Here is a 24,959-nt window from a genome sequence, read left to right on the forward strand (position 1 = left end):
AGGATCGCTCAGTTAATCTTGACCAGCGCGCCTTCGATGGTCATGATGGCGCCCGATTTTATCTGCATCATGGCGCCCGCCTTGATGGTGGTGTTGGCATCCGACTCCACCATGATCTCGGGCGACTTGACGGTGATCTTGGCCGGCTCGATCTTGATGCTGCTACCGCCCACCTTCAGCTCGATCGACGTGGTGGCTTCGATCACGATGGTCTTGGACACCGTCACCTTCTGGTCGCCCGTGATTTTCACAGTCTGGTTGCCGGTCACGTCCAGGCTTTGGTCGCCCGTGATCTTCACGCCCTGGTTGCCGCCCACGTCGATGTTCTGGTCGTTCTTGATGGAGATGGTCTGGTCGCCCTTGTCGGCCTTCTCGAAGCCCACCTTGAGCGTGTCGTTGTTCTTCACCACCCGGTTGAAGTCTTTCTCGGCCTGGACGAAAATCTCCTCCGCGTCCTTCTTGTCCTCGAAGCGGATCTCGTTGAAACCGCCGCCGCCCTTCGAGGTATTACTCTTGATGGTGGACTTGGTCTGCTCGGCGGGCAGGTCGTAAGGCGGCATGGCGTCGCTGTTGTAGACGCAACCCGTCACCAGCGGCCGGTCCGGATCGCCCTCCAGGAAGCTGACGATCACCTCCATGCCTATGCGCGGCAGGAACATGGCGCCCCAACCCTTGCCGGCCCAGCCCTGCGCCACCCGCACCCAGCATGAACTGTTCTCGTCCTCCTTGCCGTCGCGGTCCCAATGGAACTGCAGCTTGACGCGGCCATACTTGTCCGTCCAGATCTCCTCGCCCGCCTTGCCCACCACCATGGCCGTCTGCGGCCCCCGCACCACTGGCTTGTCGTAATGGGCCGGCGCGCGGTAGCTGTGCTCCTTGCCGATGGCCGTGAACCGGCACTGCATGTCGGCCGGTGTGCCGCCGCCCGTGCTGTAGTCGTCACCAACCAGCTCATAATGGGCCGAGGTGACCAGGTAATCGCGATTCTGGTCGCTGCGCGGGTGCTCCTTGAGCGCGAACAGGCCGCCCGGATACAGGCCGCGCGCATTGGTGTCGGCCACAATTTCCTCGCACTGCCCGTGCAGCGCTTCCATGCGCCCGCGCGCCAATGCCGTGCCGTCGCCGGCCACCACGTAGCCGCCCGGGTAGTCATACATCTCGTAAGCCTGCTGCGAGAACGCGGCGGCGATGGTGGACTTCACCCGCAAGCCGCCGCTGTTGCTGGAGGCGGCCTTCTCGAAGTCGAAATCGTTGAGCACATAGCTGCTGGCCTGGATGGCGCCGGCCGCCTCCCAGCCATACACGGCTTCCTGGTCCACGATGCGCCGTCCCACCTCGCCCGAATACTCCACCGTCGCGTAACCGGAGATCGTGGTATGGGCGCCGTAGGAATCGGCCAGCACCATGGTGTGCTTGCTCTCCTCGTGCGAGAAGTAGAAGTAGATGCCCGCCGTTTCCAGCAGCCGGCACACGAACTGGAAGTCCGTCTCGCGGTACTGCACACAGTAAGGGAGCGCATTGTAGGTGCCACTGAGCGAACCGGCATCCAGTTCCACCAGCCCGCCGTAGGCCGCGTCGCCGCATACGGCCTTGACGATATCGACCACCGACTTGTCCTGGAAGATGCGGCAGTTCGACGAGCGGGTCAACAACCACAGCCAGGGATGGACCACGGCTTCGTAGCGGCACAAAGAGTCCTTCCAGCCGCAACTGGCGAAGCGCGTGACGACGCCGCCAAAGTGGCGCTTGCCGCCGTTGGGCAGATCCAGGTGCACCCCCATCGGCTTGCCCAGCACATCGGCGATCTTGATGTCGGGCCGGGTGCTCACCAGCTGCACGCGGTATTCGGACAGGCGGCCCAACTGCTCCGTGCCGCTCATGCGGTCGAACAGCAGCACGTCGGCGCCCAGTTCAGTACTCACATCCACTTCGCGGTTGACTTGGGTGATCGGCATGGCGGCGTCTCAGGCTAGGGTGCGGATTAGGTGCGGATTAGGTGCGGACCAGGTGCGGACTCAGCGTCGGCTCAGGGTATCATGGTCTTGGTGGTGCCGGGGGTGCTGAATGCGATCACGCCGCCCCAGTTGCACATGCACTTGGAGACGTTGTCAAGCGCCGGCATATTGGCGATCAACACCGTCGGCGCGCCTGGCACCCACGGCGCCGAGGTGGCGGGAATACAGGGCATGGGCGTCAGCACGCCCAGTGCGGCGGCGGTGGCGGCGGCCACGGTGGGATTGGCCGGCGAACTGCACACCCCGAACGGCAGGATGTTGACCAGCGGGATATGATCCATGATGTTGGCCGCCGGCGGCCCTTCGGCCAGCACCTTGTTTTTCGGCAATACGACCAATGACGACGGCGCCGCCCCGAAGGTACAGGTCATCATCGCTCCCATCGACACTTGGTTCGGCATCGCATCCTCCGCTGGTTGCTGAGCGTTGCTGTTGGTAGTCGCTTGTTGCTGGTGATTAGCTAGTGTGGCCTATTATGACCGATAAAACTGTAAGAAAGGAAAGGTTTTAGGGTAAGCTGGCATACCAAAACCCGGCCGTGCGTGGCGCATCGACCACGCCGGCACGACGCCAGGACGAAGCACGGACGACGTACCTCAGGAGGCTGACATGGCAGGATCGCTGATCTTCGAATTCCAGCTTGCATTGCCCGGCCATGACGCGGAACCGGCGGCGCCGGGACAGCCCATGCGCATGCTGGTGCTGGGCGATTTCTCGGGCCGGGTGCCGGACAGCCCGCTGGCCCGCCGTCCCATCCACCGTATCGACCTCGATAACTTCGACCAGGTCATGGCCCGCTGCGCACCCGCGCTGGCGCTGACACTGGACGGCGCCCCGGCCACCTTGCGCTTCCAGTGCCTGGACGACTTCCATCCCGACCAGTTATACCAGCAGGCCGACGTCTTCCAGCCGCTGCGCAACCAGCGCCAGCGCCTCAACTGTCCTGCCACTTTCGCGGCCGCCGCCGCCCAGATGCAGCCACCGCCCGTCCCTTCGGCCACGCCTGCCCCCACACCCAGCACCGGCGGCGGCAGTGATTTCGCCAGCCTGCTGGGCGGCACCGTGCGTTCCGCCGCCAGCCCGAACGATTTCGACGCCCTGGTCAAGGTGCTGGTGGGCGCGGTGCCGGCCACCGATGCCCGCCAGTCCAGCTATCTGGCGGCGGCCGACAGCGTGATCGGCCAGCGCATGCGCGAACTGCTGCACGCGCCCGCGTTCCAGCGGCTGGAGGCGGCGTGGCGTGGCGTCCACACGCTGGTGACGGGGCTGGAGCTCGACAGCGGCTTGCAACTGCACCTGGTCGATATCGGCAAGGATGAACTGGCGGCCGACCTGCGGGCCGCCGGCCCTGAGCTGCGGCAAAGCGCGCTGTACCAACTGCTGGTGGAGCAGCCGCGCCAGTGGCCGGATAGCGCGCCCTGGTCCATCCTGGTGGGCGACTACCATTTCAACGACAGCGAAGACGATGTGCAATCGCTGTCGGCGCTGGCCGCGCTGGCCAGCCAGGCCGGCGCGCCCTTGCTGGCCGGCGCCTGCGACAGCGTGCTCGGATGCGCACAGCTGGCCGCCACGCCCGATCCCGATGACTGGCCCGCGCCCGCGCCCGCGGCCAGCGAGCGCTGGCAAGCACTGCGCGCCAGCCCGCACGCCAGCTGGCTGGGACTGGCCCTGCCGCGCATGCTGCTGCGCCTGCCCTATGGCAAACAGACGGACCGCATCGAACACTTCAATTTTGAAGAAGCGGACGGCCAGCTCGATCATGAACACTACCTGTGGGGGAACGCCGCGTTCGGCCTGGCCCTGCTGCTGGGGCAATCGTTCAACGCCGAAGGCTGGGACATGGAACCGGGCGGCCAACTGGAGCTGGGCGACCTGCCGGCCCACACCTTCCGCCGCGACGGCGAAGCGCGCATGCAAGCCTGCGCCGAAACGTGGCTGTCCGACCGCGCCGCCGAAGCCATGCTGCGCCAGGGCCTGATGCCGCTGCGCAGCCTGCGCGACCGCAACGCGGCCCGTTTCCAGCGCTGCCAGTCGCTGGCGCAGCCGCCAAAGGCGCTGTCCGGCCGCTGGCAAAGCTAAGCAGCAAAGATCCGTTACAAATCCGCGCCGCCGGCCGCCAAGGGACATGCTACCGTAGCCGCTTTTTGCGCAACCGGAAAACACATGGAAGCTATGGATATCATCGACACCCAGAATGACACGCCAACGGGCGGCAAGCTCAATGCCGCCGTCGCCATCACGGTGGCCCTGCTGGCCACCTTCATGGGCATCTGCAAGGTCAAGGACGACAACATCAACCAGGCCATGCAACAAGCCCAGGCCAACCGGGTCGACCACTGGAACTTCTACCAGGCCCGCAACCTGCGCGAGGAGGTGGCGCGTGCCACCGTCACCCAGCTCAAGCTGTCCGCCGCCGGCCGCCCCGCCGGCGAACAGGCAGGCTACCAGGCCGCCATCAGCGAATACCAGGCGCTGGCGGCCGACCAGTTCAAGAAAAAGGCCGAAGCCAAGGCCACGGCCGAACAGGACCAGAAGGATTACGACGCCCTCAACTTCCGCGACGACCAGTTCGACTTGTCCGACACCCTGCTGGCCATCGCCATTTCGCTGCTGGCCGTCACCGCCCTCACCCAGCAACGCGGCCTGTATTTCGCCGCGCTGGTACCCACGGGGTTCGGCGTGCTGATGGGCCTGGCCGGATTGGCCGGCTGGTCCATCCACCCCAACGGCCTGATCGCCCTGCTGTCCTAGCCACCCACGTCCCGGAGTCCGCATGCCGAAGTCGTCCCGCCCATCGCCACGGCCCTCCCGCCGCCCGTCGCAGAAGATCAGCCTGGCCGACGCCTTCCAGCTGGCCATGACGGTACACCGGCGCGGCCAGCCCGGCCTCGCCGCGCGCCATTACCGCGCCATCCTGCAAGTGGCGCCCGGCCATGCGGACGCGCTGCACTACCTGGGCGTGGCCCAGCACCAGTTGGGACAGCATGACGACGCGCTGCGCCTGATCACCCGCGCGCTGGAACTGGCGCCCGATTACGTGGATGCGCGCAACAACCTGGGCAACATGCAAAAGGAACGCTGCCAATACGCCGCCGCCGAGCAGTCCTACCGCAAGGTGCTGGCGGCCCGGCCCGACTTCGTCCTGGCCCACAACAACCTGGGCGTGGTGCTCAAGGAACAGGGCCGCCATGCGGAAGCCATCGTCGCCTACCGGCAGGCGGTGGCGCTGGCGCCTGGCTTCGTGGAGGCGTGGACCAATCTGGGCCATGTGCTGAAAAAGACGGGCGCGCAGGAGGAAGCCCTGAGCGCCTACCGGGAAGCGATCCTGCTCAAGCCGGACGACCCCACCATGCTGCACAGCCTGGGCCGCGCCCTGGTGGCCTACGGCCGCGATGCCGATGCGCTGGAAGTCTACCGCCGCTGGCAGGAGCGCGAGCCGGACAACCCCGTGGTGGCCCACCTGATCGCCGCCTGCCAGGGCGCCAGCGCGCCCGCGCGCGCATCCGACGCCTTCGTGCAGACCACCTTCAACCGTTTCGCGGAAAGCTTCGACCAGGTGCTGGCGCGGCTGGAATACCGCGCGCCCGCCCTGTGCGCGCAGCAGGTCGCCACGCTGGTGGAAACGCCGGCCCGCCAGTTGGACGTGCTCGACGCAGGCTGCGGCACCGGCCTGTGCGGTCCGCTGCTGCGCCCCTACGCGTGCGTGCTGCACGGCGTGGACCTGGCCGGCGCCATGTTGAAGAAGGCGGCCCAGCGCGGTGATTACGATGCGCTGGACGAGGCCGAGCTGACGGCCTGGCTCACACAACACCCGGCGGCCTATGACCTGATCGTGTCGGCCGACACGCTGTGCTATTTCGGCGCCTTGCAGGAAGTGCTGGCCGCCGCGCGGCAAGCCTTGCGCGACAGCGGGCTGCTGGTGTTCACCGTCGAACAGGGAACGGACGATGGCGCGCATCCGGGCTTCCACTTGCATGGACACGGCCGCTACAGCCACACGCAACAGTATGTGCGCGCGGCGCTGGCCACGGCCGGCCTGGCGTTGGCGGCACTCGATCCGGTGACCTTGCGCCTGGAGGCGGGCAAGCCGGTGGCGGGCCTGCTGGTGGCGGCGCGCCGGATAGCGCCCTAGGATCTGTCCCCCGGCGCTGGCGCCGCCAGCAGGCCCGCCACCGTCACCCGGCCACCACCCGGTTGCGGCCAGCCCGCTTGGCCGCATACATGGCCGCGTCGGCGGCCACGATCAGTTCCAGCGGATCGTAGCCATGCTGGTCCGAACACACCACGCCCATGCTGGCCGTGTAGCGCACCGTGTTGCCCGCCACTTCCACCAGCTCCGCTTCGATCCTGGCGCGCAAGCGCTCGGCCACGCGCACGGCGTCGTCCAGTGCGATCCCGTCCAGCAGCATCACGAATTCCTCGCCACCGTAGCGGGCCAGCAGATCGAGCGGCCGCAGTTCCGCCTTGATCTGGCCCGTCAGGTGACGCAGCACGGCGTCGCCCACCGGATGGCCCCAGGTATCGTTGATGTTCTTGAAGTGGTCGGCATCGAGCATGATCACGGCCAGGCTGCGGCCGGCCCGCAAGGTGCGCTGGGCCACCCGCCGCCCTTGCGTTTCCAGCCCCGCGCGGTTGAGCGCCCCCGTCAGGCCATCCACGAACGACAGGTTGCGCAGCCGTTCGGCGTAGCGCCGCATCATCATCAGTATCAAGCCAAAAGCGATGCTAACCTGGGCCAGCGGCACCGTCAGCATCACCACGCCTATCACCAGCAGCGCCCGTTCATCGCCCGGCCCGTGACGCAGCATGTACGCGCCCCGCAAGGACAGGGCCAGGCCCAGCATGGTGAAGCCCACCACGCTGGCGCCCACGCTGCGCCAGTCCGCATGGCGCAGCAGCGTGACAGCGCACCAGCCGTTAAGCAAGCCAAAATAGAAGCCCGTCGCGCTCAGGCGCCCGTTCAGGCTGGGCACCGCGTAAGTAAAAAAGCCCGCCACCAGCAACGCGCAGGCGACGATGGCCACCACCCACCGCCAACCGAGTGTCTCGTCGCAGAACTGGCGCAAGCCGCGCAACACCAGGGCCAGCCCCAGCGCCAGCACGCCATAGGCCAGCACCCCATGCAGCAGTACCGGCCCGCTATCGAGGCTGGACAAGGCCAGGCCCACCGAGGAAACGACATTCCCCAAGGCCCACCAGCGCTGCTCGCCCGCCCCTTCCGAATACAGCGCGGCCAAGGACAACAGCACCGTCGTCAGCACGGTGATGCAGATCTGGACCAGTAAAAGCGTGTCGTAATTGAGCACGTCGTATCCCATGGGCGCTACGCACCAATGTAACGCAGCGGCGCCGCAGTGGCAATCGCCACGCTGAAAAAGAACAGGCCCCCGCAGGAGCCCGTTCCCGTAAAGCCGGCGCGCCGCGTTATTCGAATGCGTAGGCGAATTCGCCTTCGGGCGCCGTCACCTGCACCCGTTCGATCTGGCCGCCCTCCATCATGCGCGTCAGGAAAGCGCGGCTGATATCGGGCAGCATGGTGTTGGTCAGGATCGCGTCGATCATGCGCCCGCCCGACTCACCCTCGGTGCAGCGCGACACCACCAGCTTGACCACATCGTCGCTGTACTCGAACGGGATCTTGTAGCGCGCCTCGACCCGCTTCTTGATGCGATCCAGCTGCAGGCGCACGATCTGCCCCAGCATCTGGTCCGACAGCGGGTAGTATGGAATCGTCACCAAACGCCCCAGCAGTGCCGGCGGGAATACCTTGAGCATCGGTTCACGCAGGGCCTTGGCCATGCCTTCCGGGTCCGGCATCAGGTCCGGGTCCTTGCACAGGCCCGCGATCAAATCCGTGCCGGCGTTGGTGGTCAGGATGATCAGCGTGTTCTTGAAGTCGATGAAGCGGCCCTCGCCATCCTCCATGAAGCCCTTGTCGAACACCTGGAAGAACATCTCATGCACGTCCGGGTGGGCTTTTTCCACTTCATCGAGCAGCACCACGGAATACGGTTTGCGCCGCACGGCCTCGGTCAGCACACCACCCTCGCCGTAGCCCACATAGCCCGGTGGCGCCCCCTTCAGCGTGGACACCGTATGCGCCTCCTGGAACTCACTCATGTTGATGGTAATCAGATTCTGCTCGCCGCCGTACAAGGCTTCGGCCAGGGCCAGCGCCGTTTCCGTCTTGCCCACCCCGGAAGTCCCGGCCAGCATGAACACGCCGATCGGTTTGCTGGGGTTGTCCAGTCCCGCGCGCGAGGTCTGGATGCGCTTGGCGATCATTTCCATCGCATGATCCTGGCCGATCACGCGCTGGCCCAGCAGATCGGCCACCTTGAGCACCGTCTCCATCTCGTTGCGCGCCATGCGGCCGACGGGGATGCCGGTCCAGTCGCCCACCACGGCCGCCACGGCCTGATAGTCCACCGTAGGCAGGATCAGCGGGGTTTCGCCCTGCAGCTCCGTCAACTGGTTCTGCACCGCGTGCAGTTGCTCCATCAGCGCGGCCCGCTCGGCCGGGTCGAGCACCGGCGCCACCGCCTCGGCCGCCACTTCCAGCTGGCTGCCCGTGCCTTCCACCGGATGCACGCCGTCGCGCAGGCGCGCACGCAGCGCCAGCAGCTGGTCCACCAATTGCCGCTCCGCGTTCCAGCGCTCCTCCAGCACTGTCAGCCGTCCCTGTTCGCTGTCGAGCAGTACATGGGCCTCCGCCTCGCGCTTGCCGATATCGATCCCGATCGCCTTTTCGCGGGCGATGATGCCCAGCTCCGTCTGCAAGGCCTCGATACGCTTGCGGCAATCATCCACCTCGGCCGGCGTGGCGTGCAGGCTCACGGCCACGCGGGCGCAGGCCGTATCAAGCAGGCTGACGGATTTATCGGGCAACTGGCGCGCCGGAATATAGCGGTGCGACAGCTTGACAGCCGCCTCCAGCGCCTCATCCAGGATCTGCACCTTGTGGTGGGCTTCCATGGTGGAGGCCACGCCGCGCATCATGAGGATGGCCCGTTCCTCGCCCGGCTCGTCCACCTGCACGGTCTGGAAACGCCGCGTCAGGGCCGGGTCTTTCTCGATATGCTTCTTGTATTCGGCGAAGGTGGTGGCGCCGATGGTACGCAGCGTGCCGCGCGCCAGCGCCGGCTTGAGCAGGTTGGCCGCGTCGCCCGTGCCGGCCGCGCCGCCCGCGCCCACCAGCGTATGCGTCTCATCGATGAACAGGATGATGGGCTTGGGACTGCCCTGCACTTCATCGATCACGGAACGCAGGCGCTGTTCGAATTCGCCCTTCATGCTGGCCCCGGCCTGCAACAGACCGACGTCCAGCGCCAGCAATTGCACGTCCTTCAGGCTGGGCGGCACGTCGCCGCGCGCGATGCGTTGGGCGAACCCTTCCACCACGGCCGTCTTGCCGACACCCGCCTCGCCGACAAGAATGGGGTTGTTCTGCCGGCGCCGCATCAGGATATCGACCACCTGGCGGATTTCGTCGTCGCGCCCGACAATGGGGTCCATCTTGCCGCCGCGCGCCTGCGCCGTCAGGTCCACCGTGAATTTCTTCAGCGCCTCCTGCTTGCCCATGGCCGCCGGGGCGATGGCGCCAGACGCCTCGCCGGGCGCAGCGCCGGCCGCACCGGCCGCCTGGAAGCCGTCGGTGGCGGCCATGATGGCTTCGGGCGACTCCCTGAGCAGGGTGCCGAAACGCTCGCACAAATCCTCCACCTTGACCCGCTCGAACTGGCGCGACAAGCCATACAGCGCGTTGCGCAGGCTGGCCGTCTTGAGCATGCCCACCACCAGGTGGCCGGAGCGCACCTGCGATTCACCGAACATCAGCGTGCCGTAGACCCAGGCCCGTTCCACCGCCTCCTCCAGCTGGGACGACAGGTCGGTGACGGAGGTCGAGCCGCGCGGCAGCCGGTCCAGCGCCGCCGTCAGGTCGCGCGCCAGCCCGGCCGGGTCGAGCTCATACTGGCGGATGATGCGGGCCAGGTCCGAATCCTGCAACTGCAATATCTGATGCACCCAATGCGCCAGTTCCACATAGGGATTACCACGCAGCTTGCAGAACACGGTGCTGCTTTCAATGGCCCGGTAGCACAGGGGATTGAGTTTGCCGAACAAGGCAACGCGACTGATTTCCGCCATGATGATGTCCTATAGGTAGGCACTGGGGTTGATGAGCAGATCGTCCGGATCGCGCGCGGCCGGTGCGCTCATGGGCCAGGAACTCCAGCCCAGCCGCGCGCCCGCCTCGCCACCACCCAGCCGCAGGGGCGGTATCTCGCCCTTGTCCAGGATCAGGCGCACGTCCCAGTCCAATGCGCCGCCCACGTAATTGCGTACCCATGCCAGCAGCCGCTTCATGCTGTCGCCGCCGGGCAGCATGCGCCGGTAATCGGCGTAGTTCAACGGCCCGATCACGATGCGGAACTTGTTCTGGCTATCCCACACCTTGCTGCCCAGGACCGTGGACACGCCCAGCCGGTTACCCTCGCCCAGCCCGCCCGGCCCGCCCAGGCGCGACTGCACCTCCGGCGGCAGCCGCATCCAGTGGCCCACGAACTGCTCGACCCGCACCGGCAACTTGAAGTATTCGCGCAGGATGGACACCAGCCCCGACGCCGGCCGCGCGTTATTGGCCAGCAGGCCTGCGAAATGCAGCTTGGCGAAGTCGCCCACGGCATCACGCTCGCGCAAGCCCGGCGCGCCGATGCCGAACAGGCTGCCCACGAACTCGGCATAACGGTCAGTGTCGGGCCGGTCCAGGTTCAAAGCCGGTTCCGCCTGGGCCCGGGCCCGGTAGAACAGCGACAGCAGGCGGTGGTGGAACACGTCCAGGAAGGCCAGCAAGGTGCCGTCGCCGCCGTTGCGCAGCCGGTCGCGCGTGTATTCGGTCAAGTGCAGCGGCAACGGGCCATTGGCGCCCAGCAGGCCAAAGAAGTTGACGGCCAGCCGCGCGCGCGCTTCCCCGCTGGCGCGCGTGTAGCGGCCCAACGCGGTGGGATGAAAGCACAGCGACGGGTCCTGCCCCAGGCGCACGGCGTCATCGCGCGGGCGCAGCGAGGTGCCGATGCGCGGTTGCCCGGGATGGGAAGCCTCGATCAGCCGCAGCACCTGGAAGAAATCCATGCGGGCCGAATCGGCCTCCAGCTGCAACGCCACTGCTACAGGATCGCGCATACGCCTCCCGCAGCCGGCCAGCGCATGATGTCGCCGCGCGCCAGCGTCCTCACCACCGTCTCCGTGAACGAATTGATGGACACATATTGGGCGAAGAAGTGGCTCAGCACCGCGCCCAGCAGGAAGGCGCCCGTCCCTTCAAAGGCCGCGTCGTCCAGCGTCACCGTCACCTGCAGGCCGCGCCCGAAGGTGATCGGGCCGGGCGACGGCATGCGCCGCGTGACCGGGGTGGCCGTGATCGAACGCACCCCCTCCACCTGGCGCTGGGCATTGAGGTCGCCCGCGTGGCAATACAGGGCCAGCATCTCGCGCAAGGCCACGGCGCCCTGCTGCGGATCGCTGTCGGCCAGGGAAAGGTAGTTGAGCGACAGGTGATTGAGCAGGCGCCACGTCACGCTGCCCTCGGCGAACGAGGGATGGGGCGCGCTGGGCCCCGCCACGCAGCGCACGGCCGTCACCGGCGCGCCGGAATCGAGAATAAAATCCGTTTTACCCACGCCGATGGGCATGGACAGCGGCAGGTCGCGGTTGGTGCACCACACGGACAGCCCCAGTTGCCGCAAGTCGCTGCGATATGGCGCCTCGGCCGCATCCACGATGGTGATGAACATTTCGCTGCCGATGTAGCTGGAACGGGGCCCCGCGCGGCGCTGGCGCTGCGAGATGGTGCGCTGCTCGCGCCGCACCTGGTAAAAGGCCCGGTCCTGGTGCAGGCTGCCGATGTCGCGCGCCGTGTAGAAGGCGCGGAAGGTCTGCTCCGCGTCCGGCCCGGTGCCGTAGCCCGTCACTTCCTCGATCTGGTACACCTCGTAGTCCATGGGGCGGGTGCGGTCCACCAGCACATGGTGCTCCAGCTGTTCGCCCGAGACGTTGATGCGGTCGGCCCGGCGCTGGAACAGGTTGACGGCCGGGGTGCAATTGAGCGCGAAGTTGGAGGCGTCCAGCACCTGCTCCAGGTGCGGGTCGGCCCGGTTCAACAGGATCACCACTTCGCATTCCTCGCCGCCGCAACGGGCCAGGGCCTGGCGCAGGCCATGCAGCCGCAGGAACTGGAAGCGCTGCGGAAACGCGAAATACTCCTGCAGCAGCCGATAACCCTCGAAGGTGCGCTTGCCGCTGGGGAGCAGCGCCTCGCTCTCGTCGAAACCCATGGGCGCCAGGACGGACTTGGGCAGCAGCGTATGCATCTGTCCCGCGCCGCGCTTGCCCTGGGGCGGCTGCACCAGCACACCCTCCACGCAGGCCAGCAGCTTTTCGTAGATCCGTACCGGCATGTCGTCGCCGCCGCGCAGGTGCAGCACCAGGCTGTCCATGTCCAGTTCCTGCAAGGGCACGCCGCCGCTGGTGCGCAACCGCAGCCGCAGACCGGCCTTCACGGCGGCCGGCACTTGCACATCGCTGCCGGCCTGCACCCCGCTGTGGGTGTAGAACTTGGCCTCGGCCAGTTCCACCGGCCACAGGGTGACGTCATGCCCGGTGCGGTATTCGCAGGCCGTGGTGTCGCCCTTGCCCAGCACGCTGCGCAAGGCGCTGCCACGCGGCACCAGGAAGCCTTGCTTGAGGCTGGGATTGCTCAAATCGGGCTGCAACTGCACCACCGTCATCGACGGCGTGGGCGCCAGGAAATGGGGATAGACCAGTTCCGACAAGTGCTGGGTGAAACGGGGGAATTCCGCGTCCAGCTTCATCTGCACCCGGGCCGTGAGGAAGCTGAAGCCCTCCAGCAGCCGTTCCACGTAGGGATCGGCGCACTCGAAGCCTTCCAGCCCCAGGCGCCCCGCCACTTTCGGATACTCGCGCGCGAATTCGCCGCCCACTTCGCGCAAGTGCTGCAGCTCCTGGCTGTAATAACGCAAAAAGCGGGGATTCATCGGGGCGCTCCCATTTCGCTGAGGCGGATGGCCGAGCGGTCCAGGTCCAGTTCCGTCTTCAGGTACAACCGTTCCGGATAGGGCTGGGCCCACATGTCGGCCTCGATTTCAAATGTCACCTTGTTGCTGCTGGATTGGGAAGCGATGGCGCGCACCACCACGGAGGCCCGCAACAGGCGCGGTTCGAAATCCCAGATGGCCTGGCGTATACCCTTCTCCAGGTCGGACAGGTTCATGCCTGCCACGGACAGGCCGGAAATGTCGGGCATGCCGTAATTGACGACGGAGCTGGCCACATGCGGCAGGCCGCCGCCTTCGGTGACGGAAAACAGGTTGGTGGCGTTGAGCAGCCAGCCCAGGTCGCGCAGCACGCTCTCGCGCAAGGTGCGCACGGACAGCACGCGCCGCTCGCGCGACTCCACCGATTTATCCGGCTCGTCGTCCGTCAGCCGGTCCAGCAGCGAGGGCTGCAAGCGTTCACGGGGCGCCAGTTCAGCCATGTTCACCCGCCGCCTGCCCCTCGCCTTCGCCCTCTGCCGCACCGTTGCCTTCGAAGGCGATGGTGCGCACGTCCATCAGCGCATACTCGGCGGCGTCGGTGGCCAGCAGGCGCTGGCCCAGGCCGTAGCCGCACAACGGCCCCTGCTCGGCCCATTCCGTGCGCCGGGCCAGCAGCAACGAATCGTCAACTCCTGCGTCAACGCCTGCGCGGGTGTCGGGATAGCGGGTCGGGATCAGGCCCACGGTGGTGGCGCCGTTGGCCCAGGTGAAGCGGGCCGGCGTCCACACGGCATCGCGCAAATCGGCCGGCGCATCGCATTCGATGCGGCTGATGCGCTGGAACGGAATCCAGAAATAGCGGCCGTTGACGATCGCCTCCAGCACGGGCCCCAGGCGCTGGTCGGCATCGGCCATCCAGGCGAACGGTTCGCCGTTGATGGTGCCGCCGCCGGCGGGCGCATCCTCGAAAGCCCGCGCGCGCGCCTCGGCGGCGCGCTGGTGATGGCCTTCGCCATCGAGCCGCAGCGCTTCGATCAGCAGCGCCAGCCACGATTGCGGCTCGCCGAACACGAGCGGCGCCCGCTTGCCGGCGAAAATCTCGCCGCGCAGCGCCTCGCACTGGATCGCCTCGCGGTAGGTCTGCGCCATGGGCAGCGCGGCCGCATCCAGTTCGGCCGCCACGTTCAACTGCGTCAGGGCGCGGTTCCACTGCCCCATCACGGCCAGCAGCTGGAACAGGAAAATCCGGTACTTCGCATTCGATGCGTCCTTGCGCACCTGGTCCTGCAAGGCCGCCAGCGCGGCGTCCAGCTTGCCTTCGGCGATCAGCTGTTGCGCATCCATATGCCTGCTCTCCCCCGGCCCGTGGTGGTGCGGTCTGTCGCGGGAACGGGGCCGGCGCTGCCGCCCCCGCGCAACCGTCTTTTACTTGGTGATATTACCGGCGATATCGTAGTGGAATTCGCCGCCGGACGCCGTCACGCCCTTCTCGTTCTGCAGGAAGTATTCGAACTTCACTTCCGCGAAGTTGAGCGAGATGTTTTCCGTCAGCCGGTCTTCGCCGCCGCTGCCGCCGGTCGAGACCGACGTCACCAGCACGTTGGTGAGGGTGATCTCCAGGTATTTCTGCTGGCCCTCGCCGGCCTTGCGCACCAACAGCTTGGCGGTGGGAATGTGCGAGCCCTTGGCCAGGGCGCTCAGCAGCGCGGGCGAGGACTTGTCCAGGTACTTGGTGACCGACAGGTCCTGGAAATTGGCTTTGCCGGCGCCCCCGCCGCCGCCCGTGTGGAAGGAACCGGAGTTGCTGGCGCCCCAGCTCCAGGCCAGCACGTCGATGTCACCGGCTTCCTTCTGGGCCGAATCCTTGGTTTCGCCTTTGATGGTGGCGCCTAAATTGAGGAACATGTCTACAGCCATTTTGCTCTCCTTGTATGGCCGGCCCCTGGCCGGCATGGGTTGGAACTGAGAATGCCGGGCGGAAGCTCCGCCCGGCGCGACTGCCTGCGATGAAGATCAACCGGCGTCAGGCGCCTTTACCTGACGGCAGCTTGGACACCAGCCGCAGCGACACCGTCAGCCCTTCAAGCTGATAGTGGGGCCGCAGGAAGAACTTGGAGGTGTAGTAGCCCGGATTGCCCTCGACCTCCTCCAGCTGCACCTCGGCCGCCGCCAGCGGCTTGCGGGCCTTGGTGCCTTCGCTGGAGTTGGCCGGGTCGCCGTCCACGTACTTGTTGATCCAGTTGCTCAGCCAGCGCTCCATCTCGTCGCGGCCCTTGAACGAGCCGATCTTGTCGCGCACGATGCACTTCAGGTAGTGGGCGAAGCGGCAAGTGGCGAACAGGTACGGCAGGCGCGCGGCCAGGTTGGCGTTGGCGGTGGCGTCCGGATCGTCGTATTCGGCCGGCTTGTGCAGCGACTGGGCGCCGATGAAGGCGGCGAAGTCCGTGTTCTTCTTGTGCACCAGCGGCATGAAGCCGTTGGCCGCCAATTCAGCCTCGCGCCGGTCCGAGATGGCGATCTCGGTCGGGCATTGCATGGCCACGCCGCCGTCGTCGGTGGGGAAGCTGTGCACCGGCAAGCCCTCGACGGCGCCGCCGGACTCGATGCCGCGGATGCGCGAGCACCAGCCGTATTCCTTGAACGAGCGGTTGATGTTGACGGCCATCGCATAGGCCGCGTTGGCCCAGGTGTAGCTCTTGCTGCCGGGCGCCGAGGTATCCTCCTCGAAGTCGAACGCCTCGACCGGATCGGTCTTGGCGCCATACGGCTGGCGGGCCAGGAAGCGGGGCATGGCCAGGCCCACGTAGCGCGCATCCTCGGACTCGCGGAACGAGCGCCAGGCCGCGTGTTCCGGGGTCTGGAAGATCTTGGTCAGGTCGCGCGGGTTGGACAGTTCCTGCCACGATTCCATCAGCATCACCGATGGCGCGGCCGCCGAGATGAACGGCGCGTGGGCGGCGGCGGCCACCTTGGCCATGGACGACAGCAGTTCCACGTCGGGCGCCGTATTGTCGAAATAGTAGTCGGCCACGATGGAGCCGAACGGTTCGCCGCCGAACTGGCCGTACTCCTCCTCGTACATTTTTTTGAAGATGGGACTCTGGTCCCAGGCCGTACCCTTGTACTTCTTGAGCGTCTTGGCCAGGTCGTTCTTGGAGATGTTCATCACGCGGATCTTGAGCATCTCGTCCGTTTCCGTGTTGTTGACGAGGTGGTGCAAGCCACGCCACGCCCCTTCCAGCTGCTGGAACTCGGGCGCGTGCAGGATCAGGTTGACCTGTTCCGTGAGCTTCTTGTCCAGTTGCGCGATCAGGCTCTCGATGGTGCCCAGCACATCGCCCGACACCACGTTGGCGCCCACCAGCGCCTGTTCGGCCAGGGTGCGCACGGCGTTCTCCACCGCCTCCTTGGCCTTGTCCGATTGGGGTTTGAATTCCTTCTGCAGCAGGCTGCTGAAATCGCTCATTTCGAGCGTGCCGGTCGCGCCTTGCTGCAATTCCGCTGTAGTCTCAGCCATGTCTATCCTCCTGGTGGTCTTTATTCTTGGGGCTTGGGCGCGGCCGTCAGGGCCTGCATCAAGGTCGGCTCAGCCAGCAGCTTGGCGATCAGCTCCTCGGCCCCCGTCTTGCCGTCCATATAGGTCAGCAGGTTGGAGAGCTGGCCGCGCGCCTCCAGCAGCTTGTTGAGCGAGCCCACCTTGCGCGCGATGGCGGCCGGGGTGAAGTCGTCCATGCTCTCGAACGTCATGTCCACGCTCAGGTTGCCCTCGCCCGTGAGCGTGTTGGGCACCTGCACGGCCACCCGCGGCTTCATGGACTTGAGGCGCTCGTCGAAGTTGTCGACGTCGATTTCGAGGAACTTGCGGTCCGCCACCGGCGCCAGCGGATCAGCCGGCTGGCCCGACAGGTCGGCCAGCACGCCCATCACGAAGGGCAGTTGCACGGCTTTTTCGGCGCCGTAGACTTCGACGTCGTATTCAATCTGCACGCGCGGCGCGCGGTTGCGCGCGATGAATTTCTGGCTACTTTCTTTGCCCACGATAGACTCCTCCACGTTGATAAACACTGCCCCGCATTGCTACCCAGCCAGCGCCACGGAGGGCGCCGGCCACCTGCTCTCCTGCTACGATTCCGGTGTGTCGCGCGGCCCGCTCACCACCAGCAATTGGGCGATGCCGTCGGGCGCCAGGTCTTCCAGCACCTCGAAGAAGTTCTTGGGCACCAGCCGCCTGGCGCGGCCCAGCAGCAACGGCACCGGGCTGGCCGGCTCGTTCTGGGCGTAATATTTGATGATCTTGTCGAGCATGCGGATCACGTCGGCCCGGCTGGCGATCTCGCCGCTGATGGCGGCCGGCGCCCCCGCCGTACGGAAAGCGCCCTCGCCCGGCGCGGCCGCCGCGGCGCCGCCCGATTCATCGGCCGACGGTGCGGCCTCCGCGTCCGGCACGCCGGCGTTGGCGAAGTCGCGCGCACGGCGCAGGTATTTGACCAGCGTATCGAGGTTCAGCGCCTGCGCGCTGCCCACCTGGCGTACCAGCAGGGTTTCGATATTGACTGCGCTGTCGTGGGCCTGGTTCAGTGCCGCGCTCAGCGCCTGCACCCGTTCCGGGTCGGCGTCGCGCAGCGCCGCTTCGATGGAGGACAATTCCAGCTTGGCTTCACCGTCGGCCGGGGGCACCTCGCCGCTGGCGATATCGAGCGAGCGCAGGCTGACCGGCCCCAGCACCGGCAGCGCGATCATCGGCGCCTCTTTCAGTTCGCGCAGCAGCGTGGCGCCGTCGGCCAGCACGGCCAGCGAATTGATGCGCAACATGGGGTCGTTGTCGTCGTCGGGATCAAGCTGGGGATGGACGCTGTCCCAACGCTGCACCAGCAGGGATTCGATCAGGCGCAAGCCGTCGGCACAGCCCACCATGCCCTGCAGCGCCAGTTGGGCGCGCAGCATGGCGACCGCCAACCGCAAGTCGCGGCTGCGCTCCAGCAACTCGCTGGCCAGCCGCTGCACGTGCTTCCAGTCCGGCGGCACGGCCGGCGTGATCGTGTCGCCGTACTGGACTTCGGGCTTGCCCAGCAAGGCCTGCTCCAGTTCCAGGAACGCGGGGTCATACTCAAGATTGGGTCCACACGGATTGGTGGGATCCACTTCCTGCAATAGCGCATCTATATTCAACATACCCATCTTTATCCAGAACCTCGCGTTGACGACGATCAGAATGGCGGAATGAAGCAGCGAAACAGAAACCGGACGACAGAAACTGGCGTAACAGAAACGCAAACAAGAGAAGCGGGGACCACTACGCCGCCGGGCGGACAGCCGGGCGGGTGATGCTGGCAGGCGGGATGACGCTGAAACTGGTGTGGCTGTGTTTGCCTGTCAAGTTTTCAACAATGTGTTCGACTATACTCGAAAACCCAATACATATCGGAAAAATAATTCTAGGTTGATTCAACCAGTTTGTGTGCCACCGTTGTAGAAACGTAACTCCCCCATCCAGGGAACGGCGGCACCGCGTGCTGCGGTGCAGCAAACCGCATTAGCGTGCCGTTTGGGCCAACGCCGACGTGAACTCGGCGGCGCTTGGGAAGCGCTGTGACGGCGCCCGCGCCAACGCCCGCGCCAGCACGGCGTCGAAGTCGCAGCCCAGTGCCGGGCGCCGCTGCGACGGTGGCGGTGGCGCCGCCGCCAGCACCTGTTGCACCACTGTGCCAGCGCTACCTTCGAACGGCGCACGGCCCGTCAACAACTGGTACAGCACCACGCCGGCCGCGTACAGGTCGGCGCGCGGGTCGGCCGGCGCACCGCGCATCTGCTCCGGCGCCATGCAGGCCGGGGTGCCGGCCGCGCTGCCGCCCTGCCCGATGCGGGCGGCCAGGCCGAAATCCGTCACCACCAGCGCGCCGTCCGGAGTGATCAGCAGATTCGAGGGGGTGATGTCGCGGTGGACGATGCCCACCCCGTGCAGATAATCGAGGGCAGCCAGCAACTGGGCCATCCAGGCCAGCGCGCGCGCCAGCGGCGGCACGCCCCCGGCCAGCACTTTCCGCAGCGGCCGGCCCGCCACCCATTGCAGCGCCGACCAGCTCTGCCCCTGCGCCACGCCCGTGGCCAGTACGGCCGCAAGATGGGAATGGCGCAATCCCGCCAGCAGCGCATCGCCCGGGCTGCCCAGCTTGAGCAGCAGCGCGCCGCCAGTGGCCGGATCCACCCCCGCGCAGGCGCAGCGGCCAGCCCGCGCCGACAGCAACGCCGTGACGGGATAGCCGCCGATGGTGGCCGGCGGTGTGAAGGAGGCTGGATCCATATGCGCGGGAGATGGCAAGTGTCGGGCCATGATAGCCCGAATCTGCTTTACACTTGGCATTTTCGACAAGCTTATCCGCCCTCCATGGTTTATCCGATCCAGCACAAACTCGTCATCGGCATCGCCTCCAGCGCCCTGTTCGACCTGACCGATTCCCACCAGGTCTACCTGGAACACGGCGAAGAAGCGTACCGCAAGTATCAGGAACAGCATCACGACGTCATCCTGGGCAAGGGCGTCGCCTTCCCCTTCATCCGCCGCTTCCTCGACATCAACAAGCACTTCGCCCGCCAGTTGCCGGTCGAAGTGGTGCTGTTTTCCCGCAATTCGCCGGAAACGGGCCTGCGCGTGATGCACTCCATCGCCCACTATGGCCTGGACATCACGCGGGCCTGCTTCGTCACCGGCAAGTCGGCCCATGCCTACCTGCCCGCGTTTAACACGGCCCTGTTCCTGAGCGCGAACGAGGACGACGTGCGCAGCGCGCTGGCGGCCAATCACCCGGCCGGCCTGGTGCTGCCGTCCCGCACCGAGGACGACGAGGCCGACGGCGAGCTGCGCGTGGCCTTCGATTTCGACGGCGTGATCGCCGACGACGAGGCCGAAACCGTCTTCAAGCGCAACAACGACGTGGACGAATTCCACGCCCACGAACGGCGCCACGTGGCCACCCCACACCGCCCTGGCCCGCTGGCGGACCTGTTCCAGAAGCTGGCCCTGATGCAGCGCATGGAGGAAAAGCAGCTGCGGCGCGACCCGAGCTACCGGAAAATCCTGCGCATCGCCATCATCACGGCCCGCAACGCCCCCTCGCATGAGCGGGTGGTCACCACCCTCAAGAGCTGGGGCGTGTCGGCCAACGAGACCTTTTTCCTGGGCGGGATGGAGAAAGCGCGGGTGCTGGAAGTATTCCGGCCCCATATCTTCTTCGACGACCAGCTCAGTCACCTCAAGTCGGCCGGCGGCACCATCCCCATGGTGCACGTGCCGTTCGGCGTGGCCAACCTGCGCCGCCCGGTCTGAGGCCAGCGTGCCGGGGTGGCGCGGCCTGGCCACGCCCGGCGACGGGCCGGGGTGGCTTCGTCTATAATGTGGCCAGCGGCATTGCCACTGTGGGCGGTGCGCCTAACCGTACTATTGTGTAGCAGCCTGCATGTCCTTCGACTTAAAAAAATCCCTACCCAAGTCCGGCACCCGTTTCGCACTGCCCGCCCTGCATGGCTCGTCTGATGCGTACGCCCTGGCGCAGTGCGCGCTCGAACTGAAATCGCAAGGCCGCATGCTGGCCGTGGTGGTGGCCAGCGCCAGCGACGGCCAGCGCCTGCTGGACGAGCTGCCCTGGTTCGCCGCCGGCCAGTTGCGCTGCCATTTGCTGCCGGACTGGGAAACCCTGCCCTACGACGCCTTCTCGCCGCACCAGGACCTGGTGTCCGAGCGTCTGGCCACGCTGCACGAAATCAGTTCCGGCCAGTGCGACGTGATGATCGTACCGGCCACCACGGCGCTGGTGCGCATGGCGCCGCCGTCGTTCCTGGCCGCCTACACCTTCTTCTTCCAGCAGGGCGAAACGCTGGACGAGGCGCGCCTCAAGTCGCAACTGACGCTGGCCGGCTACGCCCACGTGGCGCAAGTGATGTCGCCCGGCGAATACTCGGTGCGGGGTGGCCTGCTCGACCTGTTCCCCATGGGTTCGGCCCTACCCTACCGGCTCGACCTGTTTGGCGACACCATCGAATCGATCCGCACCTTCGACGCCGACACCCAGCGTTCGCTGTACCCCGTCAAGCAGGTACGCCTGCTGCCGGGCCGCGAATTCCCCATGGACGACGCTGCCCGCACCACCTTCCGCAGCCGCTGGCGCGAACAGTTCGAAGGCGACCCGTCGCGTACCGTGGTCTACAAGGACATCAGCGCCGGCATCGCCTCGGCCGGTATCGAATACTATTTGCCGCTGTTCTTCGAAGAGACGGCCACCCTGTTCGACTATCTGCCCGAAGGCGCCACGCTGGCCACGGTGGGCGACATCGACAGCGCCATCCAGCGCTTCTGGACCGACACCAGTTCGCGCTACCGCTTCCTGAAGGCCGACCGCGAACGCCCCATTTTGGCGCCGGAAGCCCTGTTCCTGTCGGACGAACAGTTCTACACGCTGGCCAAGCCCTTCGGCCGGCTCGCCATCGCGCGCGACACGAGCGCGCCCGCCTCCGAGCTGTCGGCGCCGGTGCCCAACATCGCCGTCAACCGCCACACGGAAGACCCGCTCACCAACCTGCGCGCCTACCTGCTGCAAGCGGGCCGGCGCGTGATGATCTGCGCCGAATCGAACGGCCGGCGCGAAACGCTGCAGCAGTACTTCACCGAATACGGCCTGGCGCTCACGCCGGTGGAAGGCTACGCCGGCTTCGCCGCTTCGGACGCCAGACTGGCGCTGGGCGTGGCGCCGCTGCACGCCGGCTTCGAGCTCTCCACGCCGGACGAGAACCTGGTATTCATCACCGAGACGGAACTGTACGCGGGCTCCGGCCGGCGCGTGGGCAAGAAGAAGCAGGAAGGCGTGACCCAGGTCGAATCCATGGTGCGCGACCTGTCGGAACTGAAGATCGGCGACCCGGTGGTCCACATCAACCACGGCATCGGGCGCTACATGGGCCTGACCAGCATGGATCTGGGCGAAGGCGAGACGGAATTCCTGCACCTGGAATACGCCAAGGACACCAAGCTGTACGTGCCGGTGTCGCAACTGCACGTGATCTCGCGCTACTCGGGCGCCTCGCCGGAAGACGCGCCGCTGCACGCGCTCGGTTCCGGCCAGTGGGAAAAAGCCAAGCGCAAGGCGGCCGAACAGGTGCGCGACACGGCCGCCGAACTGCTCAACCTGTATGCCCGCCGCGCGCTGCGCCAGGGCCACGCCTTCGAATACTCGGCCCACGATTACGAGCGTTTCGCCGACAGCTTCGGCTTTGATGAAACGCCGGACCAGGCCGAAGCCATCAACAACGTCATCAAGGATATGACCTCGGGCAAACCGATGGACCGCCTCGTATGCGGCGACGTCGGCTTCGGCAAGACGGAAGTGGCGCTGCGGGCCGCCTTCATCGCCGTCATGGGCGGCAAGCAGGTCGCCATCCTGGCGCCCACCACGCTGCTGGCCGAGCAGCATGCCCAGACCTTCGCCGACCGCTTCGCCGACTGGCCCGTGCGCATCGCCGAGATGTCGCGCTTCCGCACCGGCAAAGAGATCGGGCAAGCCATCAAGGGCATGGCCGACGGCACGCTCGATATCGTGATCGGCACCCACAAGCTGCTATCGGACGACGTCAAGTTCACCCGTCTGGGCCTGGTCATCATCGATGAGGAGCACCGCTTCGGCGTGCGCCAGAAGGAGGCGCTCAAGTCGCTGCGGGCCGAGGTCGACGTGCTGACGCTGACGGCCACCCCGATTCCCCGCACGCTGGGCATGGCGCTGGAAGGCTTGCGCGACTTTTCCGTGATCGCCACCGCGCCGCAGAAGCGCCTGGCCATCAAGACCTTTGTCCGCAGCGAGGGCGAGGCCATCATCCGCGAAGCCTGTCTGCGCGAGCTGAAACGGGGCGGCCAGGTCTACTTCCTGCACAACGAGGTGGAAACCATCGCCAACCGCATGGCCATGCTGACGGAACTGCTGCCGGAGGCGCGCATCGCCGTGGCCCACGGCCAGATGCATGAACGCGACCTGGAAAAGGTCATGCGCGACTTCGTGGCGCAGCGCTACAACGTCCTGCTGTGCACCACCATCATCGAAACCGGTATCGACGTCCCCACCGCCAACACCATCATCATGCACCGCGCCGACAAGTTCGGCCTGGCGCAGCTGCACCAGTTGCGCGGGCGCGTCGGCCGCTCGCACCACCAGGCTTACGCCTACCTGCTGGTGAACGACGTGCAAGGCTTGACCAAGCAGGCGCAGCGCCGGCTGGACGCGATCCAGCAGATGGAAGAACTGGGCAGCGGCTTCTACCTGGCCATGCACGACCTGGAAATCCGCGGCGCCGGCGAAGTGCTGGGCGACAGCCAGTCCGGCGAGATGCAGGAAGTGGGCTTCCAGCTCTATTCCGACATGCTCAACGAAGCCGTGCGGGCGCTCAAGAACGGCAAGGAGCCGGACCTGGCCGCGCCGCTGTCGTCCACCACCGAGATCAACCTGCACGTGCCGGCCCTGCTGCCGGCCGACTTCTGCGGCGACGTGCACGAACGGCTGTCGATCTACAAGCGCCTGGCCAACTGCGAGGCGCAGGGCAAGATCGACGACATGCAGGAAGAAATGATAGACCGCTTCGGCAAATTACCCGACGCCGTCAAGGCGCTGGTGGAAACCCACCGCCTGCGCATCGCCGCCCGTACCGTGGGCATCGTCAAGATCGACGCCCACGGCGAGGCGGCCACGCTGCAATTCATGCCGCAGCCGCCTATCGACCCGATGCGCATCATTGAGCTGATCCAGAAGAACCGCCAGATCAAGCTCAATGGCCAGGACAAGCTCAAGATCACGGCCGCCATGCCGGACCTGGCCGCCCGCGTCACCCACATCAAGAACACCATCAAACAACTGACCGCCTAGCGCGAACCAACTGATTATGACCAACGCCCATACCTCCATGAACCTGGTCCTGCAAGGCCTGGACGACTGCAAGGCCCGCCTGGAGCGCATCGCCGCGCTGACCGCCCCCACCAACATGACCTGGCTGAGCGAACGGGCCGTACGCTGCGAAGGCATCACGTTCTCGCCCGCGCTGCGCCAGACCATCGAAGTGGCGGCCCACGCGGCCCAGCTGGACGCCACCTACATGGTCGGCATCCGCCACCTGAACGAATTCAAGCTGGTGGCGATGGACATGGATTCCACCTTCATCACCATCGAATGCATCGATGAAATCGCCGACATGCAGGGCCTCAAGCCGCAGGTGGCGGCCATCACGGAAGCGGCCATGCGCGGCGAGCTCGATTTCTCGGCCAGCCTGACGCGCCGCGTGGCACTGCTGGAAGGGCTCGATGCGTCGGCCCTGGAGCGCGTCTACGAGGAGCGCTTGCGGCTGTCGCCGGGCGCGGAGGATATGCTCAAGGCGGTGCAGGCGGCCGGCCTGAAAACGCTGCTGGTGTCGGGCGGCTTCACCTTCTTCACCAGCCGCCTCAAGGCGCGCATGGGGCTGGACTACACCCACGCCAATGAACTGGAGATCGTGGACGGCAAGCTGACGGGCAAGGTCATCGGCGGCATCGTCGACGCGGACGAGAAGCAACGCACCGTGGAGCGCGTGTGCGCGGAACTGGGCATCACCCCGGCCCAGGCCATCGTCATGGGCGACGGCGCCAACGACTTGAAGATGATGGGCATCGCCGGCCTGTCGGTGGCGTTCCGCGCCAAGCCGGTGGTGCGCGAGCAGGCCAGCGTGGCGCTCAACTTCGTGGGCCTGGACGGCATTTTGCCGCTGCTGGCCTGACCCTGCGGCGGCGCCCGCCCTGACCGGCGGCGCCGCGCCCTTCTTTGTTAAATCAATATCAAACTTTCCGATTGGATATTGAATATGTGATACTATTTTCAGTTCAATAACT

Annotated in this window: 19 protein-coding genes; 6 read left to right on the top strand and 13 right to left on the bottom strand. The window is 66.3% G+C overall.

Annotation, left to right across the window (positions count from 1 at the left end; all coding sequences use genetic code 11):
• Positions 1 to 8 precede the first annotated feature (8 nt).
• Complete coding sequence (locus tag H3H39_RS10575) at positions 9 to 1,955, bottom strand: type VI secretion system Vgr family protein (protein WP_182153326.1); 1,947 nt, start codon at positions 1,953 to 1,955, stop codon at positions 9 to 11.
• A gap of 71 nt (positions 1,956 to 2,026) precedes the next feature.
• A complete protein-coding gene (locus H3H39_RS10580; protein WP_182153327.1) occupies positions 2,027 to 2,416 on the bottom strand; it encodes a DUF4280 domain-containing protein in 390 nt (129 codons plus the stop codon).
• Between the two features lie 208 nt (positions 2,417 to 2,624).
• Between H3H39_RS10580 and H3H39_RS10585 the strand changes: the two genes are divergently transcribed.
• From H3H39_RS10585 to H3H39_RS10595, 3 genes are all read left to right on the top strand, one after another.
• Positions 2,625 to 4,094, top strand: a complete 1,470-nt coding sequence (locus H3H39_RS10585) for a type VI secretion system contractile sheath domain-containing protein (protein WP_182153328.1) — start codon at positions 2,625 to 2,627, stop codon at positions 4,092 to 4,094.
• 84 nt (positions 4,095 to 4,178) lie between these two features.
• On the top strand, positions 4,179 to 4,766 hold the full coding sequence (locus tag H3H39_RS10590; protein ID WP_182153329.1) for a DUF4337 domain-containing protein: 588 nt from the start codon (positions 4,179 to 4,181) through the stop codon (positions 4,764 to 4,766).
• A gap of 22 nt (positions 4,767 to 4,788) precedes the next feature.
• On the top strand, positions 4,789 to 6,147 hold the full coding sequence (locus H3H39_RS10595; RefSeq protein WP_182153330.1) for a tetratricopeptide repeat protein: 1,359 nt from the start codon (positions 4,789 to 4,791) through the stop codon (positions 6,145 to 6,147).
• Positions 6,148 to 6,190: 43 nt separating this feature from the next.
• On the opposite strand, the gene H3H39_RS10600 is transcribed toward H3H39_RS10595, so the two are convergent.
• From H3H39_RS10600 to H3H39_RS10650, 11 genes are all read right to left on the bottom strand, one after another.
• A complete protein-coding gene (locus H3H39_RS10600; protein ID WP_182153331.1) occupies positions 6,191 to 7,333 on the bottom strand; it encodes a GGDEF domain-containing protein in 1,143 nt (380 codons plus the stop codon).
• A gap of 106 nt (positions 7,334 to 7,439) precedes the next feature.
• Positions 7,440 to 10,163 carry a type VI secretion system ATPase TssH gene (gene tssH, locus H3H39_RS10605; protein ID WP_182153332.1) on the bottom strand — a complete coding sequence of 908 codons (2,724 nt, stop codon included), beginning with the start codon at positions 10,161 to 10,163 and terminating at the stop codon, positions 7,440 to 7,442.
• 9 nt (positions 10,164 to 10,172) lie between these two features.
• The gene (tssG, locus tag H3H39_RS10610) at positions 10,173 to 11,198 is read right to left on the bottom strand and encodes a type VI secretion system baseplate subunit TssG (RefSeq protein WP_182153333.1); all 1,026 of its coding nucleotides are present in this window, start codon (positions 11,196 to 11,198) and stop codon (positions 10,173 to 10,175) included.
• Positions 11,183 to 13,069, bottom strand: a complete 1,887-nt coding sequence (gene tssF, locus H3H39_RS10615) for a type VI secretion system baseplate subunit TssF (RefSeq protein WP_182153334.1) — start codon at positions 13,067 to 13,069, stop codon at positions 11,183 to 11,185. The genes tssG and tssF overlap by 16 nt, the downstream gene beginning before the upstream one ends.
• Positions 13,066 to 13,569, bottom strand: a complete 504-nt coding sequence (gene tssE, locus H3H39_RS10620) for a type VI secretion system baseplate subunit TssE (protein ID WP_182153335.1) — start codon at positions 13,567 to 13,569, stop codon at positions 13,066 to 13,068. Before tssE ends, tssF begins: the two co-directional genes overlap by 4 nt.
• On the bottom strand, positions 13,562 to 14,413 hold the full coding sequence (locus H3H39_RS10625; protein ID WP_182153336.1) for a type VI secretion system accessory protein TagJ: 852 nt from the start codon (positions 14,411 to 14,413) through the stop codon (positions 13,562 to 13,564). Before H3H39_RS10625 ends, tssE begins: the two co-directional genes overlap by 8 nt.
• A gap of 81 nt (positions 14,414 to 14,494) precedes the next feature.
• Complete coding sequence (locus H3H39_RS10630) at positions 14,495 to 14,986, bottom strand: Hcp family type VI secretion system effector (protein ID WP_182153337.1); 492 nt, start codon at positions 14,984 to 14,986, stop codon at positions 14,495 to 14,497.
• Between the two features lie 106 nt (positions 14,987 to 15,092).
• The gene (tssC, locus tag H3H39_RS10635; protein ID WP_182153338.1) at positions 15,093 to 16,586 is read right to left on the bottom strand and encodes a type VI secretion system contractile sheath large subunit; all 1,494 of its coding nucleotides are present in this window, start codon (positions 16,584 to 16,586) and stop codon (positions 15,093 to 15,095) included.
• Between the two features lie 20 nt (positions 16,587 to 16,606).
• Positions 16,607 to 17,107, bottom strand: coding sequence for a type VI secretion system contractile sheath small subunit (gene tssB, locus H3H39_RS10640; protein ID WP_182153339.1), 501 nt, complete (start codon positions 17,105 to 17,107; stop codon positions 16,607 to 16,609).
• Between the two features lie 84 nt (positions 17,108 to 17,191).
• Complete coding sequence (gene tssA / locus H3H39_RS10645) at positions 17,192 to 18,241, bottom strand: type VI secretion system protein TssA (RefSeq protein WP_229217967.1); 1,050 nt, start codon at positions 18,239 to 18,241, stop codon at positions 17,192 to 17,194.
• Between the two features lie 361 nt (positions 18,242 to 18,602).
• Positions 18,603 to 19,370: a serine/threonine-protein kinase gene (locus H3H39_RS10650; RefSeq protein WP_182153341.1), complete on the bottom strand. Its 768-nt coding sequence runs from the start codon at positions 19,368 to 19,370 to the stop codon at positions 18,603 to 18,605.
• A gap of 84 nt (positions 19,371 to 19,454) precedes the next feature.
• Here H3H39_RS10650 and H3H39_RS10655 point away from each other — a divergent pair, with 84 nt between their 5' ends.
• The 3 genes from H3H39_RS10655 (at position 19,455) to serB (ending at position 24,847) form a co-directional block, all read left to right on the top strand.
• Positions 19,455 to 20,393, top strand: a complete 939-nt coding sequence (locus tag H3H39_RS10655; RefSeq protein WP_182153342.1) for a 5'-nucleotidase — start codon at positions 19,455 to 19,457, stop codon at positions 20,391 to 20,393.
• Between the two features lie 130 nt (positions 20,394 to 20,523).
• Positions 20,524 to 23,967, top strand: a complete 3,444-nt coding sequence (mfd, locus tag H3H39_RS10660; protein ID WP_182153343.1) for a transcription-repair coupling factor — start codon at positions 20,524 to 20,526, stop codon at positions 23,965 to 23,967.
• A 37-nt stretch (positions 23,968 to 24,004) separates the two neighbouring features.
• Positions 24,005 to 24,847 (top strand): phosphoserine phosphatase SerB, encoded by an 843-nt coding sequence (serB, locus tag H3H39_RS10665; protein WP_182153450.1) that lies wholly within the window; start codon positions 24,005 to 24,007, stop codon positions 24,845 to 24,847.
• Positions 24,848 to 24,959 lie beyond the last annotated feature (112 nt).

This window comes from Rugamonas apoptosis (assembly GCF_014042355.1).
Classification (GTDB): Bacteria; Pseudomonadota; Gammaproteobacteria; order Burkholderiales; family Burkholderiaceae_D; genus Rugamonas; species Rugamonas apoptosis.

Bases quoted from the DNA above. Each gene is read 5' to 3' on its own strand.
- H3H39_RS10575 (WP_182153326.1), bottom strand. From the start codon at position 1,955: ATGCCGATCACCCAAGTCAACCGCGAAGTGGATGTGAGTACTGAACTG.
- H3H39_RS10580 (WP_182153327.1), bottom strand. From the start codon at position 2,416: ATGCCGAACCAAGTGTCGATGGGAGCGATGATGACCTGTACCTTCGGG.
- H3H39_RS10585 (WP_182153328.1), top strand. From the start codon at position 2,625: ATGGCAGGATCGCTGATCTTCGAATTCCAGCTTGCATTGCCCGGCCAT.
- H3H39_RS10590 (WP_182153329.1), top strand. From the start codon at position 4,179: ATGGAAGCTATGGATATCATCGACACCCAGAATGACACGCCAACGGGC.
- H3H39_RS10595 (WP_182153330.1), top strand. From the start codon at position 4,789: ATGCCGAAGTCGTCCCGCCCATCGCCACGGCCCTCCCGCCGCCCGTCG.
- H3H39_RS10600 (WP_182153331.1), bottom strand. From the start codon at position 7,333: ATGGGATACGACGTGCTCAATTACGACACGCTTTTACTGGTCCAGATC.
- tssH (WP_182153332.1), bottom strand. From the start codon at position 10,163: ATGGCGGAAATCAGTCGCGTTGCCTTGTTCGGCAAACTCAATCCCCTG.
- tssG (WP_182153333.1), bottom strand. From the start codon at position 11,198: ATGCGCGATCCTGTAGCAGTGGCGTTGCAGCTGGAGGCCGATTCGGCC.
- tssF (WP_182153334.1), bottom strand. From the start codon at position 13,069: ATGAATCCCCGCTTTTTGCGTTATTACAGCCAGGAGCTGCAGCACTTG.
- tssE (WP_182153335.1), bottom strand. From the start codon at position 13,569: ATGGCTGAACTGGCGCCCCGTGAACGCTTGCAGCCCTCGCTGCTGGAC.
- H3H39_RS10625 (WP_182153336.1), bottom strand. From the start codon at position 14,413: ATGGATGCGCAACAGCTGATCGCCGAAGGCAAGCTGGACGCCGCGCTG.
- H3H39_RS10630 (WP_182153337.1), bottom strand. From the start codon at position 14,986: ATGGCTGTAGACATGTTCCTCAATTTAGGCGCCACCATCAAAGGCGAA.
- tssC (WP_182153338.1), bottom strand. From the start codon at position 16,586: ATGGCTGAGACTACAGCGGAATTGCAGCAAGGCGCGACCGGCACGCTC.
- tssA (WP_229217967.1), bottom strand. From the start codon at position 18,241: ATGTTGAATATAGATGCGCTATTGCAGGAAGTGGATCCCACCAATCCG.
- H3H39_RS10650 (WP_182153341.1), bottom strand. From the start codon at position 19,370: ATGGATCCAGCCTCCTTCACACCGCCGGCCACCATCGGCGGCTATCCC.
- H3H39_RS10655 (WP_182153342.1), top strand. From the start codon at position 19,455: ATGGTTTATCCGATCCAGCACAAACTCGTCATCGGCATCGCCTCCAGC.
- mfd (WP_182153343.1), top strand. From the start codon at position 20,524: ATGTCCTTCGACTTAAAAAAATCCCTACCCAAGTCCGGCACCCGTTTC.
- serB (WP_182153450.1), top strand. From the start codon at position 24,005: ATGAACCTGGTCCTGCAAGGCCTGGACGACTGCAAGGCCCGCCTGGAG.